Origin of the sequence: Microbacterium capsulatum (genome assembly GCF_030865425.1) — a bacterium.
Classification (GTDB): Bacteria; Actinomycetota; Actinomycetes; order Actinomycetales; family Microbacteriaceae; genus Microbacterium; species Microbacterium capsulatum.
The window spans coordinates 184,949-197,664 of sequence record NZ_JAVFCB010000002.1 but is presented as its reverse complement, the minus strand read 5'-3'; the positions used below and the strand labels follow the sequence as shown (position 1 = coordinate 197,664).

Annotated in this window: 12 protein-coding genes; 4 read left to right on the top strand and 8 right to left on the bottom strand. The window is 71.1% G+C overall.

Annotated elements, in window-relative coordinates; genetic code table 11:
- Window positions 1-8: 8 nt before the first annotated feature.
- The 5 genes from RBR11_RS03840 to tdh form a co-directional block, all read right to left on the bottom strand.
- On the bottom strand, window positions 9-1,004 hold the full coding sequence (locus tag RBR11_RS03840; RefSeq protein WP_308487983.1) for an alpha/beta hydrolase family protein: 996 nt from the start codon (window positions 1,002-1,004) through the stop codon (window positions 9-11).
- A 48-nt stretch (window positions 1,005-1,052) separates the two neighbouring features.
- A complete protein-coding gene (locus RBR11_RS03835) occupies window positions 1,053-1,862 on the bottom strand; it encodes a DUF2182 domain-containing protein (RefSeq protein WP_308487982.1) in 810 nt (269 codons plus the stop codon).
- A 4-nt stretch (window positions 1,863-1,866) separates the two neighbouring features.
- A complete protein-coding gene (locus RBR11_RS03830; RefSeq protein ID WP_308487981.1) occupies window positions 1,867-2,469 on the bottom strand; it encodes a DUF1326 domain-containing protein in 603 nt (200 codons plus the stop codon).
- A gap of 370 nt (window positions 2,470-2,839) precedes the next feature.
- Window positions 2,840-4,015 (bottom strand): glycine C-acetyltransferase, encoded by a 1,176-nt coding sequence (locus RBR11_RS03825; protein ID WP_308487980.1) that lies wholly within the window; start codon window positions 4,013-4,015, stop codon window positions 2,840-2,842.
- Window positions 4,016-4,023: 8 nt separating this feature from the next.
- Window positions 4,024-5,067 carry an L-threonine 3-dehydrogenase gene (gene tdh / locus RBR11_RS03820; RefSeq protein ID WP_308487979.1) on the bottom strand — a complete coding sequence of 348 codons (1,044 nt, stop codon included), beginning with the start codon at window positions 5,065-5,067 and terminating at the stop codon, window positions 4,024-4,026.
- Between the two features lie 87 nt (window positions 5,068-5,154).
- Here tdh and RBR11_RS03815 point away from each other — a divergent pair, with 87 nt between their 5' ends.
- From RBR11_RS03815 to RBR11_RS03805, 3 genes are all read left to right on the top strand, one after another.
- Window positions 5,155-6,057: a LysR family transcriptional regulator gene (locus tag RBR11_RS03815; RefSeq protein WP_308487978.1), complete on the top strand. Its 903-nt coding sequence runs from the start codon at window positions 5,155-5,157 to the stop codon at window positions 6,055-6,057.
- A gap of 57 nt (window positions 6,058-6,114) precedes the next feature.
- Window positions 6,115-8,166 carry a M3 family metallopeptidase gene (locus RBR11_RS03810; protein ID WP_308487977.1) on the top strand — a complete coding sequence of 684 codons (2,052 nt, stop codon included), beginning with the start codon at window positions 6,115-6,117 and terminating at the stop codon, window positions 8,164-8,166.
- Between the two features lie 120 nt (window positions 8,167-8,286).
- Entirely contained in the window at window positions 8,287-8,787 is a 501-nt protein-coding gene (locus RBR11_RS03805; protein WP_308487976.1) for a GyrI-like domain-containing protein, read from the top strand.
- A 57-nt stretch (window positions 8,788-8,844) separates the two neighbouring features.
- Here RBR11_RS03805 and clpX read toward each other — a convergent pair whose 3' ends face one another.
- Window positions 8,845-10,113, bottom strand: a complete 1,269-nt coding sequence (gene clpX, locus RBR11_RS03800) for an ATP-dependent Clp protease ATP-binding subunit ClpX (RefSeq protein WP_308487975.1) — start codon at window positions 10,111-10,113, stop codon at window positions 8,845-8,847.
- Between the two features lie 206 nt (window positions 10,114-10,319).
- On the opposite strand from clpX, the gene RBR11_RS03795 reads away from it, so the two are divergent.
- The gene (locus tag RBR11_RS03795) at window positions 10,320-11,435 is read left to right on the top strand and encodes a winged helix DNA-binding domain-containing protein (protein WP_308487974.1); all 1,116 of its coding nucleotides are present in this window, start codon (window positions 10,320-10,322) and stop codon (window positions 11,433-11,435) included.
- A 101-nt stretch (window positions 11,436-11,536) separates the two neighbouring features.
- On the opposite strand, the gene msrA is transcribed toward RBR11_RS03795, so the two are convergent.
- Together msrA and msrB are read right to left on the bottom strand one after the other, a co-directional pair.
- On the bottom strand, window positions 11,537-12,091 hold the full coding sequence (gene msrA, locus RBR11_RS03790; RefSeq protein WP_308487973.1) for a peptide-methionine (S)-S-oxide reductase MsrA: 555 nt from the start codon (window positions 12,089-12,091) through the stop codon (window positions 11,537-11,539).
- Window positions 12,088-12,579: a peptide-methionine (R)-S-oxide reductase MsrB gene (gene msrB / locus RBR11_RS03785; RefSeq protein ID WP_308487972.1), complete on the bottom strand. Its 492-nt coding sequence runs from the start codon at window positions 12,577-12,579 to the stop codon at window positions 12,088-12,090. Before msrB ends, msrA begins: the two co-directional genes overlap by 4 nt.
- Window positions 12,580-12,716: the final 137 nt, after the last annotated feature.

Genomic DNA, 12,716 nt, shown 5'->3' with positions numbered 1-12,716 from the left:
CCGCTCGGTCACACCACGAGGATCTGCCGGAGCCAGTCCACGATCGTGGCCACCGCGCCCGGATCCAGTTGCGCGCCGTCCTCGTTGTAGTTCGACCCCGGCACGATCTCGACGCGGGGGCGAGGCTCGTGCTTGAGCACGTGGTTGGCATCGGGCGGGAAGGCGAACGACACGTGCACGTTGCCCGCGGCGGCGACCCGGAGCGGGTCGCCGTCCGCCGTCGCGTCGATCTGCAGATCCTTCCCCCCGATCAGCACGAGTGTCGGGATCGCGACCCGGGCGAGGTCGTCCGCGGCACTCTCCGCCCAGAGCTCGCGTGCGAACGGCAGGTTCGCAGGCGCGTCGAAGCTGCGCAGCACGTTCGCCACGTCATCCGGGATGGCGGGGTCCGGATCCATCGCCCCGCCCCCGCTGAAGCGCGCCATCGCCTCGCGGACGAGCACCAGGATCCGCTCCCCGTCGGGCATCGCCGCCGCCGCGGCGGCGAGCTGCATGTCCAGCACCTGCCCGACGCTGCGACCCGGAGGGCCGGTCAGCACCGCGCCGGCGAACGGCACGGCCAGGCCCACGGCCCCGACGGCGGCCCCGGTGACGGCGTAGTGCAGCACGTGCAGGCATCCCTCGCTGTTCCCGAGCCCCACGACGCGGGTGCGGTCGATCGCCGGATCCGCGACCAGCGCGTCGACCGCGGCCCCGAGCTCCGCCAGGTGCGAGGCCATGCTGAACGTGCCCGAGAGCCGCGGCAGGTTCTGCATGACGTGCGGCCCCGAGGCGCGCTTGTCGTAGCGCATCGACGCGAACCCGTTCTCGGCGAGCTCCTCCGCGAGCAGCCGGCCGGAGCCGTTCGTGCCGGGCAGCAGCGGCGAGTTCCAGTCCCGGTCGGTCGGGCCGCTCCCCGCGACGAGGACCACGGCGGGGAACGGCCCGTCGCCGGTCGGCTTCGTGATCGTGCCGAAAATGTCGATGCCGTCGAGCGTCCAGGTCGCCTCCACAGAGTGCGTCATGACGGCAGTCTGCCGCGGATCCCCGTCCATGACGAGCCCCGGAACGCGTCAGCCCATCGGGGCCGTCGGCGTCATGGCGGGACCCGCGATCGCATTGGGGGCGACGATGACCAGGACCGCGAGCCCGACCAGCACCGCGGCGGTCACCGTGGTCGCGGTGCGTCGCCAGGGCAGCAGCTTCTCGAGCGCGATGAGAGCGGCGACCGATCCCATCCAGACGAGGTTCATCACGCCCAGGGCGAAGAGGGCCGCCATCAGCGCCCCGCAGCAGCCCAGGCACCACGCCCCGAGCCTCGCACCCATGACCCCCGCGCCCGACCATCCGTCCCGCCAGGTGCCCAGCAGGAAGCCGAGCGGGCTGCGGCAGCGTCCGAGGCAGGCGTTCTTCCACGGGGTGAACTCGTATGCCGCGGCCAGCAGCAGCGTCGCGATGGTGAGCGGTCGACCCCAGCGGTCCCACGCCAGCACGTCGCCCGGGATGATGTCCGCCAGTGCGGCGAGAGCGAGGGCCAGCGCTCCTGCGCCGAACCAGACCGCGAGGTATCCGACCGTGAACGCCGCCGGCAGCAGGGGTTGCCGGGTCCGCGTCATCCGGGCGTAGAGGGCGACGGTGGGGGCCACCGAGGGGAACATCATCGCGGCCATCATGACGGTCCACACGACCAGGAACCAGCCCGGCGATCCCAGCGGCGACCAGGGTCCGCCGTCCATCCCCGTCATCTGCCCGGCGGTCCACCACCATCCCGCGCCGGCGAGGACGAGCAGGACGAGGACGGCGCCGATCCGTACGCGCACGGCGCGGTAGGCCGCCGTCAGACCGCCGGGTTCGTCCGCCGTTCGGGAGGATCCAGCGGACACTCGTTCAGCCCGCCCACGAGAAACTCGCGTACGAGAGCCCCGTCTTGGCCTCGTAGGCGATGCCGAACGCGTCGATCTGCGAGCTCGTCGCCTCCGCCATCGTGAGGTCGCCGCCCACCGGATGGAACATCCCGTCGAAGCGGATCGGCCGGCCGTCCTCCTTGCCGAACGGCACGATGTCCTGGATCTCGAACATCAGGCTGTCGCCGACCCGGACGGAGTGCCGGAGCCCGTCGTCGGCCATCGTGATGTCCGCGCGCTCGACACCCAGCATCTCGCCGATCAACGGCGCGAGGCCCGCCATCGGTCCGCCGCGCGCACCGCCGAACACCTCGACGAGACGATCGAACTGGTCGGAGCTCGCCTCCTGATCGACGAAGACGCCGACCTTCCAGTTCCCCTCCGTCATCACCTTCGGCGTGTCCGCGATGAGGACGACCTTCAGCCCATCGACGCTCGTGTCGTCGATGGCGCCCTCACGGATGTCGAACGCCAGCGTCACGCGGCAGTAGTCATAGGTCGCTCCGTGGTCGAAGCTCAGGTTGCACGGGCACATCAGCTCGCAGGAGCACGTCTCCGCGTAGCTCCCGGTCAGACTCCACGACATCGTTTCCCCAGAATGTCTGGATCGCGCGGGCAGGCGGACGTCAGCCATCCCAGACGGTTGGCGCCGTGCGGCGCTCGATCTTCTTGCGGTCGTCGGGTTCGGCGATCGTGACCGACGGCACTCTCGTGTCGTCGCCGCGTCGACGGATGCCGCAGGAATCGGTGCTCCCGCACTCATCCCCCGGGGTCCCCATCGACGCGCGGCGGCAATCTTACGCCGCGGGGAGCGCCACGACAACGCCCTCCCCGCCCCTCCTCCACCGCCGCCGACCCCGTCCGCTCCCCTCGATGCGACTCGGGCCGCGGACGCACCGGGAGAACACGAGAGCGCGCCAGGGGGTGTCCCTCGCGCGCTCTCGATGACGGATCCGTCAGGCGGCGGCGCGGGCGGCGACGAAGGCCGTGACGCAGCGCTCCACCTGCTCCGCGGTGTGCGCCGCCGACAGCTGCACGCGGATCCGTGCGAGCCCGCGGGGCACGACCGGGAAGCTGAACGCGGTCACGTACACGCCCTGCCTCTGCATCTCCGCGGCGACCCGGGCGGTCAGCGCGGCGTCGCCGAACATGACCGGGACGATCGGGTGCTCGCCGGGGAGCAGCTCGAAGCCCTCCTCGGTCATCCGTCGACGGAACAGCGCGGCGTTCTCCTGCAGCTGCGCACGCAACGCGCCGGATCCCTCGACGAGGTCGAGCGCCTGCAGGGTGCCGGCGACGATCGACGGCGCGAGCGTGTTCGAGAACAGGTACGGACGCGCGCGCTGGCGGAGCAGGTCGACGATGTCCTGGTGCGCCGCGACGTATCCGCCGGAGGCGCCGCCGAGGGCCTTGCCGAAGGTGCCGGTGTAGATGTCGACCCGCCCTTCGACGCCGCACAGCTCGGGGGTGCCGCGGCCGTGCTCCCCGATGAAGCCGACGGCGTGCGAGTCGTCCACGAACACGAGGGCGTCGTAGCGCTCGGCGAGGTCGCAGATGTCGGCGAGCGGGGCGATGTACCCGTCCATCGAGAACACGCCGTCCGTGACGATCACCCGGAAGCGGGCGTCGGCGGCGGCCTTGAGCTGCTCCTCGAGGTCGGCCATGTCGCGGTTGCGGTAGCGCAGCCGGCGGGCCTTGGAGAGGCGGATCCCGTCGATGATCGAGGCGTGGTTCAGCTCGTCCGAGATGATCGCGTCCTCCGCCGAGAACAGCGTCTCGAAGACGCCGCCGTTGGCGTCGAAGCACGAGGAGAACAGGATCGCGTCGTCGGTGCCGAGGAACGCCGACAGCCGCCGCTCGAGCTCGAGGTGCTGCTCCTGCGTGCCGCAGATGAACCGCACGCTCGCGAGGCCGTAGCCCCAGTCGTCCAGGGCGCCCTTGGCGGCGGCGATGAGACGCGCGTCGTCCGCGAGACCGAGGTAATTGTTCGCGCAGAAGTTCAGCACCTCCGCGCCGTCGGCGACGATCTCAGCGCTCTGCGGACCGCGGATCCCGCGCTCGTGCTTGGTGAGGCCGGCCTCTTCGATCCCGGCGAGCTCGCTCGCGAGGTGGTTCTGGAATGCTCCGTACATGGGGTCTCCTACACCTGGGTCCAGTCGAGGATGATCTTGCCCGTGCCCGCCGACGCGGAGTCCGCGAAGCCCTTCTTCCAGTCGCGGGCCGGGATGACCTCGGCGATGATCCGCGTGATCGCGTCACGCAGCACCGGGCTGGTCTGCAGCATCGCGCCCATGGCGTTCCAGGTCTCGAACATCTCGCGGCCGTAGATCCCCTTGACGGTGAGCATGTGCGTGACGATCTTGCCCCAGTCCACGCTGAACGGGCCGGTCGGCAGGCCGAGCATCGCGATCCGGCCGCCGTGGTTCATGTTGTCGATCATGGCGGGCAGGGCGCTCGGCGCGCCGCTCATCTCGAAGCCGACGTCGAAGCCCTCGCGCATGCCGAGCGCGCGCTGCGCGTCGTGGATGTCCTCGCGGGAGACGTCGACGACCACGTCGGCTCCCATCTCCTTGGCGAGCTCGAGCCGCGGCCTGCTCACGTCGGTGGCGGTGATGAAGCGGGCTCCCGCGTGCCGGGCGATCGCGATCGACATCAGTCCGATCGGGCCGCAGCCGGTGACCAGCACATCCTCGCCGATGATCGGGAAGGCGAGGGCGGTGTGCACGGCGTTGCCGAGCGGGTCGAAGATCGCGCCCACCTCGGGCGACACGTCGGCGTGGTGCACCCACACGTTCGTGGCCGGCAGGGAGAGGTACTCCGCGAACGCGCCGTCGCGCTGCAGGCCGAGGCCGATCGTGCGGATGCACATCTGGCGACGACCGGCGCGGCAGTTGCGGCACGTGCCGCAGACGATGTGCCCCTCGCCGGAGACGCGATCGCCGACGGCGATGTCGCGCACGAGCGGCCCGATCTCGACGACCTCGCCGTAGAACTCGTGCCCGGGGATGAGCGGGGAGTTCACCGCGGACGCGGCCCAGTCGTCCCACCGCTCGATGTGCAGGTCGGTGCCGCAGATTCCGGTGCGGAGCACGCGGATGACCACCTCGTCGGGGCCCGCCACCGGGTCCGGGCGGTCGACGAGTTCCAGGCCCGCGTGCGGGCCGTCCTTGTAGAGAGCCTTCATGCTTCCATCTCACTCCACCCGATAATGTAGATCAATGCCGAGTATCTGGAGGGATCCTTAAGCATCACTACATGATCTAATGGACATATGCAGCTCCAGCAGCTCCAGATCCTCCGCGAACTCGGCGCGCTCGGCAGCGTGACCGCGGTCGCCGAGGCGCTGCGGGTGACACCGTCCGCGGTGTCGCAGCAGTTGGCGGCCCTGCAGCGCGGTGTGCGGGCCCCGTTGACCCGCAAGCAGGGGCGCACGCTCGTGCTGACGCCCGCCGGGGAGGCGCTCGCCGAGGCGGGGGCCGCGGCGCTCGAGGCGATGGCCGCCGCCCGCACGGCCGTCGAGGAGTTCGAGACCGCGGAGGGCGGCGAGGTCACCGTCAGCGGGTTCCTCAGCGCGGCCCAGGCGCTGTTCGGGCCGCTGATCCGCGAGCTGGGATCCGGGCCGGACGTCCCCGCGATCCGCTTCACCGACGAGGATGTCGCGCAGAGCGAGTTCCCGGCGCTCACCGCCCGGTACGATCTCGTACTCGCGCACCGCATGGAGCACAGCCCGCCGTGGCCGAAGACGGGCATCCGGGTGGTCACGCTGGCCGCAGAGCCCCTCGACGTCGCGCTCGCCCCGGATCATCCGCTCGCGAAGCGGTCCTCGCTGTACCCGGCGGACGTCGTCGGCGAGCGGTGGGTGACCAGCCGCGCGGGCTACTCCCCCGACGACGTGCTCCGCACGATCTCCGCCGTGACGAACCGTCCGGCCGAGATCGTGCACCGCATCAACGACTACGGCGTCGCCGCGTCCGTGATCGCGACCGGAGACGTGATCGGCGTGCTCCCGCGGTACACGTCCGCGGTGGCCGACACCGTCGTCCGCCGCCCGCTGCAGTACGTGAGCACGAACCGCATGATCGACCTGCTCGCCCGCCCGGAGAACCTGCGCCGCCGCGCGGTCCGGCTCGTCGCCGACGCCCTCGTCCGGGTGATGGGCGAACTCACCGGCTGAGCCCGGACCGGTCCCTGAGCCTGTCGAAGGGCGCGGTGCCCGCCTAGGCTCGGACCCATGACGGTCGAGACGAACCCGCTGCTGCAGCCCTCCGCCCTCCCGTACCGGCTCCCCGACTACTCCGCGATCCGCCCCGAGCACTACCTGCCCGCGTTCCGGCTCGGCTGCGAGGAGCAGCTCGCCGAGATCCGGCGGATCACCATGGCGCGCTCGATGCCGACGTTCGAGAACACGATGGAACCGCTCGAGCGCAGCGGCGAGCTGCTGGATCGCACGGCGCACACGTTCTACACGGTCAGTTCGGCCGACGCCACGGCCGAGATCCAGGCGATCGACGAAGAGCTCGCACCGCTCATGGCGGCGCACCACGACGCGATCCTGCTCGACTCGGCGCTGTACTGGCGGATCTCGCTGCTGCACGAGAACCTCGCCGCATTCCCTCTCGAGCCCGAGCAGCGCCGCCTCGTCGAGCGCTGGCACCGCGAGATGACCCTCGCCGGCGCCGCCCTCGACGACGACGCCAAGGCCCGGCTGACCGCGCTCAACCAGCGTCTGTCCACGTTGAGCACGACGTTCGAGCGGAACCTGCTCGCCGACACGAACGAGCTCGCCGTGGTCTTCCACGACCCCGCCGAGCTCGACGGCCTGAGCCCGGGCGAGCTGTCCGCCGCCGCACGCGCCGCGGCCGACCGCGGCCTGGACGGCGCCCACGTGCTCACCCTGCCGCTGTTCACCGGGCACCCTGCCCTGTCGTCGCTGACGAACAGGGACAGCCGCCGGCGGATCCTGGCGGCGTCCCTGTCCCGCGGCTCCCGCGGCAACAGGCATGACAACCGCGCGACGCTGGCGGAGATCGTCGCGATCCGCGCCGAGCGCGCGGCCCTGCTCGGCGCGGCCACCCACGCCGCCGCGGTCACCGCGGACGAGACGGCGGGGTCGCCCGCGGCGGTCGAGCGCATGCTCCGGGACCTGGCCGCGCCGGCGGCCCGCAACGCCGCCGCCGAGCGCGCCGCCCTGCAGGAGCTCGTCGACCGGACCGAGCCGGATCCGTTCCCGCTCGAGGCCCACGACTGGGCGTTCTACACCGAGCGGCTGCGCACGGCGCGCTACGACATCGACGCCGCGGCCCTGCGGCCCTGGTTCGAGGCGGAACGGGTGCTGCACGACGGCGTCTTCGCGGCGGCCGGCCGGCTGTACGGCGTGACGTTCGCGGAGCGCGCCGACCTGCGCGCGTACCACCCGGACGCGCGGGTCTTCGAGGTGTCCGAGCAGGACGGATCCCCGCTCGGGCTGTACGTGCTCGATCTGTACACGCGCGACAGCAAGCGCGGCGGCGCGTGGATGAACCCGATCGTCAGCCAGTCCGCGCTGCGCGGGGCGGCGCCCGTCGTCGCGAACAACCTCAACGTCGCGAAGCCCGCCGACGGCGAGCCCACCCTGCTCACTCTCGACGAGGTCACCACGCTGTTCCACGAGTTCGGGCACGCGCTGCACGGGCTCTTCTCGGACGTGACCTACCCGCACTTCTCCGGCACGAACGTGTTCCGCGACTTCGTCGAGTTCCCCAGCCAGGTGAACGAGATGTGGATCCTCTGGCCGGAGATCCTCGACTCCTACGCCCGCCACCACCTCACCGGCGAGCCGCTGCCCGCCGACCTGGTGGAGCGGCTGCGGGCGACCGAGACCTTCGACCAGGGCCGCGCGACCAGCGAGTACCTCGCCGCGGCATGGCTCGATCAGGCGCTGCACGCGCTGCACGCCGGGGAGACGATCGACGACGTCGCCGGATTCGAGGCCGCGGCGCTCGCGGACATAGGACTGGACGACCCGGCTGTGCCGACCCGGTACTCGTCGGCGTACTTCGCGCACGTGTTCTCGGGCGGCTACAGCGCGGGGTACTACTCGTACATCTGGAGCGAGGTGCTCGACGCCGACACGGTCGAGTGGTTCCGCGAGAACGGCGGCCTCACCCGGTCCAACGGCGAGCGCTTCCGCCGGCGGCTGCTCGGCGTGGGCGGGGCGAAGGATCCGCTCGAGGCCTACCGCGACTTCCGCGGCCGTGCCGCCGAGATCGCCCCGCTGCTGAAGCGCCGTGGGCTGGATGCCTGACCGTCACACTCTTCCCGGCACCCCGGCACGGATCTAGGCTGGGAGAAGAGGTCGTGGACCCGACCCCGACCTCTGCCGTGCTCTCTGTCCTGTTCTTGCCCTGCCCTGGAGGAGATCCCGATGTTCACACTTTCTGACGGGCCGTATGGCGAGGCCACTCCCCTCGAGCTGCCGGCGGAGCCGCTCGCCGTCGTCCGATTCACCGAGCTTCGACTCTCCGACCTGGGAACGGCCGTCGACACGTCCATCGCGGCCCTGCGCGAGGCGTTCGACGCGGACGCGCTCGTCCGCACCGGTCCGGCGATCGCGATCTATCGCGGCGACCCCATGACGCTGTTCGACATGGAACTCGGCTACCCGGTGCAGGATCCGCCCGAGGGCGAACTGCTCTTCGGCGGGTGCAGGATCGTCCCTTCCGCTGTACCGGACGGCCCAGCGCTCGCCAGCACACTGACGGGCTCGTACGAGGGCCTCGGCCCGGCCTGGGAGCGCCTGCACGACGCGATGATCGCGCAGGGACGCCGCCCCGCCGGCGTCTGGGTCGAGGTCTACCACGACGATCTTCAGACGACGCCCGCCCACCAACAGCGCACCGACCTGTTCCTGCGCGTCGCCGACTGAGCAGCGCCGCCGACGCGGTTCGTCATCCGCGACGGCGCACCGGCGCGGACCGTCCGGTCAGGCGCTCTTGCGCTTGCGGGCCAGGACGAGCGTGGGCGGTGCGCCCTCCTCGACCGCGGCACGGGTGACGACGACCTTCTGCACGTCCTCCGCGGACGGGATCTCGAACATGATCGGCCCGAGCACGTCCTCCAGGATCGCGCGCAGGCCGCGGGCGCCGGTCTTGCGCAGGACGGCGAGGTCGGCGATCGACTGCAGCGCGTCCTCCTCGAACTCCAGCTCCACGCCGTCGAGCTGGAACATCCGCTGATACTGCTTCACGAGCGCGTTGCGCGGGCCCGTGAGGATGTCGATGAGGGCGGCCTGGTCGAGCGGCGTGACCGAGGCGACGACGGGCAGACGGCCGATGAACTCCGGGATGAGGCCGAACTTGTGCAGGTCTTCCGGAAGCACCTCGCTGAACAGGTCGAGATCCTTGCCCTTGTCGTGCAGCGGGGCGCCGAAGCCGACGCCGTGCTTGCCGACGCGGGCGGAGATGATGTCCTCGAGGCCGGCGAACGCGCCGGCGACGATGAACAGCACGTTCGTCGTGTCGATCTGCAGGAACTCCTGGTGCGGGTGCTTGCGGCCGCCCTGCGGCGGCACCGAGGCGACCGTGCCCTCGAGGATCTTCAGCAGCGCCTGCTGCACGCCCTCGCCGGAGACGTCGCGGGTGATCGACGGGTTCTCCGCCTTGCGGGCGATCTTGTCGACCTCGTCGATGTAGATGATCCCGGTCTCCGCGCGCTTGACGTCGTAGTCGGCGGCCTGGATGAGCTTGAGGAGGATGTTCTCCACGTCCTCGCCGACGTAGCCCGCCTCGGTGAGGGCGGTGGCGTCGGCCACGGCGAACGGGACGTTCAGCCGCTTGGCCAGGGTCTGCGCGAGGTAGGTCTTGCCGCAGCCGGTGGGACCGATCATCAGGATGTTGCTCTTGGCGATCTCGATCTCGTCGGCCTTCTGCTCGGCCGGCTGCAGGGTGCCGCGGGCGCGCACCCGCTTGTAGTGGTTGTAGACGGCCACGGCGAGCGCCCGCTTCGCCTGGTCCTGCCCGACGACGTACTCCTCGAGGAAGGAGAAGATCTCGCGGGGCTTGGGCAGATCGAACTCGGCGACCTCGCCGTTCGCCGACTCCGCCATGCGCTCTTCGATGATCTCGTTGCAGAGCTCGACGCACTCGTCGCAGATGTACACGCCGGGGCCCGCGATGAGCTGCTGGACCTGCTTCTGGCTCTTGCCGCAGAACGAGCACTTGAAGAGGTCGGCGCTCTCACCGATACGAGCCATGCGGGTCCTCCTTCGAGACCTGGTCCGCGGCCGATGTGCCCTCGATCGCGGGGGCGGTGATACCGCTGTTCGAGCCTAACCGCAACATCCGACAACGGGTCGCATCGCCACGGATCCCGGGGCCTCGCCGCGCCCCCGATCCGCTGATCGCCGACATCCGCGCGTTCTTTCGCCGGACGGACGTGAACTCCTGCGAGGCTCGTGGGATGACCGTGACTCTCGACCGCCGTGCGCTCAGCCGTGCCACCCTCGAGCGTCAGCTCCTGCTGCGCCGGTCGGATCTGCCGGTGATCGACGCCGTGCGGCATCTGGTCGGCCTGCAGGCGCAGACGCCGCACTCCTGGTACGTCGGGCTGTGGTCGCGGCTCGCCGGCTTCGCCCCGGCGCAGGCGGCCGATCCGCTCACCGACCGCACGCTCGTCCGCATCGCCCTGATGCGCTCGACGATCCACCTGGTCTCCGCTGACGACGCCCGCGCGCTGCGCCCGCTCGTCCAGCCGGTCCTGGATCGCGACCTCTACCGCAACCATACGCACGGCAAGCCCGTCGCGGGCATCGACATGGCGCGGCTCGTCGCGGACGGCGCCGAGCTGCTCGCCCCGGCACCGCTGACCAATCCGCAGCTCGGCGCCCGGCTCGCCGAGCGCTGGCCGGACCGGGCGCCCGCGTCGCTCGTCTACGCGATCCGCAACCAGGTGCCGCTCGTGCAGGTGCCACCACGCGGCCTGTGGGGGCGCAGCGGCCCGATCGCGCACACCACGGCGGACGCCTGGCTCGGGCCGGACCGGACGCCCCCGATCACACCCGGGCGGACGATCGCGCGCTATCTCGGCGCATTCGGTCCGGCCTCCGTGAAGGACGTGCAGGTGTGGTCGGGGCTGACGCGGCTGCGCGAGGTCGTCGACCGGATGCGGCCTGATCTGCTGACGTTCCGCGACGAGAACGGGCAGGAGCTGTTCGACCTGCCGGACGCGCCGCGACCGGATCCCGACATGCCCGCGCCGCCGCGGTTCCTGTACGACTTCGACAACCTCCTGCTGTCTCACGCCGACCGCAGCCGGGTGATCACGGACGCGCACGGACAGCAGGGCTACCGGACGCAGCGGCCCGCCCCGCAGATCCTGCTCGTCGACGGGTTCACCGCGGCCGACTGGACGATCACCCGCGAGGGCGACGCCGCGACGCTGACGGTGCGCCCGTACGACCGACCGTTCGGCACGCGGGACGCCGCGGCCGTCGCCGAGGAGGGGCAGGCGCTCCTGGCGTTCACGGACCCCGACGCGGAGCGCCGCGAGGTCGTCTGGGCCCCGCGCGGCCGCTGAGCGACGCGACAGGCCCTCACCATCCACGGATGGTGAGGGCCTTCGTCGGCGGAGCGGATCCGGCCGCACCCGGAGGGCGGCGCGCCCGCTCGGACCGTCGGTCAGGAGGAGACGGCGTCCCGGCGCGGCAGCACCCAGCCCGCGCGCGGGAAGTGGCAGGTGTAGCCGTCCGGGTAGCGGATCAGGTAGTCCTGGTGCTCGGGCTCCGCCTCCCAGAACGGGCCGGACGGCTCGATCGTCGTGACCGCCTTCCCCGGCCACAGGCCCGAGGCGTCGACGTCGGCGATCGTGTCGCGGGCGACCCGCTCCTGCTCTCCGTCGAGGGGGAAGATCGCCGAGCGGTAGCTCGTGCCGATGTCGTTGCCCTGACGGTTCAGCGTCGACGGGTCGTGGATCTGGAAGTAGAACGCGAGGATGTCGCGATACGTGGTCTTCGACGGATCGAAGACGATCTCGACGGCCTCCGCGTGCCCGGGGTGGTTCCGGTAGGTCGCGTGGTCGTTGCTCCCGCCGGTGTATCCGACGCGGGTGGCGAGCACTCCGGGCTGACGGCGGATGAGATCCTCCATCCCCCAGAAGCAGCCGCCCGCGAGGACGGCGGTCTCGGCGCCCGGGACGCGGGCGATCTCTCCGGTGTCGGCGGTTCCGCTGGTCATGATGCGCTCTCCTCAGTGGTCTGCGTCGGGGTGTCTGCGGTCGGGTCGAACAGGCGGCGGTAGGCGCCGTATCCCTGCTCTTCGAGCTCGGCCGCCGGGACGAAGCGCAGCGAGGCCGAGTTCATGCAGTATCTCAGACCTCCGGCCTCGCGCGGGCCGTCGTCGAAGACATGGCCGAGATGGCTGCCGGCTCCGGACGAGGCCGCCTCGGTGCGGATCATGCCGTAGCTGCGGTCGGTCGAGGTCGTGACGGCGTCCGGGTCGATGGGCCGGGTGAAGCTCGGCCATCCGGTGCCGCTGTCGAACTTGTCGGTGGACGAGAACAGCGGCTGCCCGGACACGACGTCGACGTAGATGCCGGGATCGTGGTTGTCCCAGTAGGCGTTGCGGAAGGCCGGCTCGGTGCCGCCCTGCTGCGTCACTCGGAACTGGTGCGGGGTGAGGGCGCTCAGCGCCTCGGGGGTCTTGCGGTAGTCGGTGGGATTCATCGGGATGCTCCTCTGTCGTCACCGCCGGCTGCGGCGACATCAGAGACAACGAACAGCTCGCCCGTTTTGGTCCCGGCAGTCTGTGCGCAGGCTGTGACTTCGCGCCGGGACGACGATGTCCCCGGGGGCCGCAGCCG

Bases quoted from the DNA above. Each gene is read 5' to 3' on its own strand.
- RBR11_RS03840 (WP_308487983.1), bottom strand. From the start codon at position 1,004: ATGACGCACTCTGTGGAGGCGACCTGGACGCTCGACGGCATCGACATT.
- RBR11_RS03830 (WP_308487981.1), bottom strand. From the start codon at position 2,469: ATGTCGTGGAGTCTGACCGGGAGCTACGCGGAGACGTGCTCCTGCGAG.
- RBR11_RS03825 (WP_308487980.1), bottom strand. From the start codon at position 4,015: ATGTACGGAGCATTCCAGAACCACCTCGCGAGCGAGCTCGCCGGGATC.
- tdh (WP_308487979.1), bottom strand. From the start codon at position 5,067: ATGAAGGCTCTCTACAAGGACGGCCCGCACGCGGGCCTGGAACTCGTC.
- RBR11_RS03815 (WP_308487978.1), top strand. From the start codon at position 5,155: ATGCAGCTCCAGCAGCTCCAGATCCTCCGCGAACTCGGCGCGCTCGGC.
- RBR11_RS03810 (WP_308487977.1), top strand. From the start codon at position 6,115: ATGACGGTCGAGACGAACCCGCTGCTGCAGCCCTCCGCCCTCCCGTAC.
- RBR11_RS03805 (WP_308487976.1), top strand. From the start codon at position 8,287: ATGTTCACACTTTCTGACGGGCCGTATGGCGAGGCCACTCCCCTCGAG.
- clpX (WP_308487975.1), bottom strand. From the start codon at position 10,113: ATGGCTCGTATCGGTGAGAGCGCCGACCTCTTCAAGTGCTCGTTCTGC.
- RBR11_RS03795 (WP_308487974.1), top strand. From the start codon at position 10,320: ATGACCGTGACTCTCGACCGCCGTGCGCTCAGCCGTGCCACCCTCGAG.
- msrA (WP_308487973.1), bottom strand. From the start codon at position 12,091: ATGACCAGCGGAACCGCCGACACCGGAGAGATCGCCCGCGTCCCGGGC.
- msrB (WP_308487972.1), bottom strand. From the start codon at position 12,579: ATGAATCCCACCGACTACCGCAAGACCCCCGAGGCGCTGAGCGCCCTC.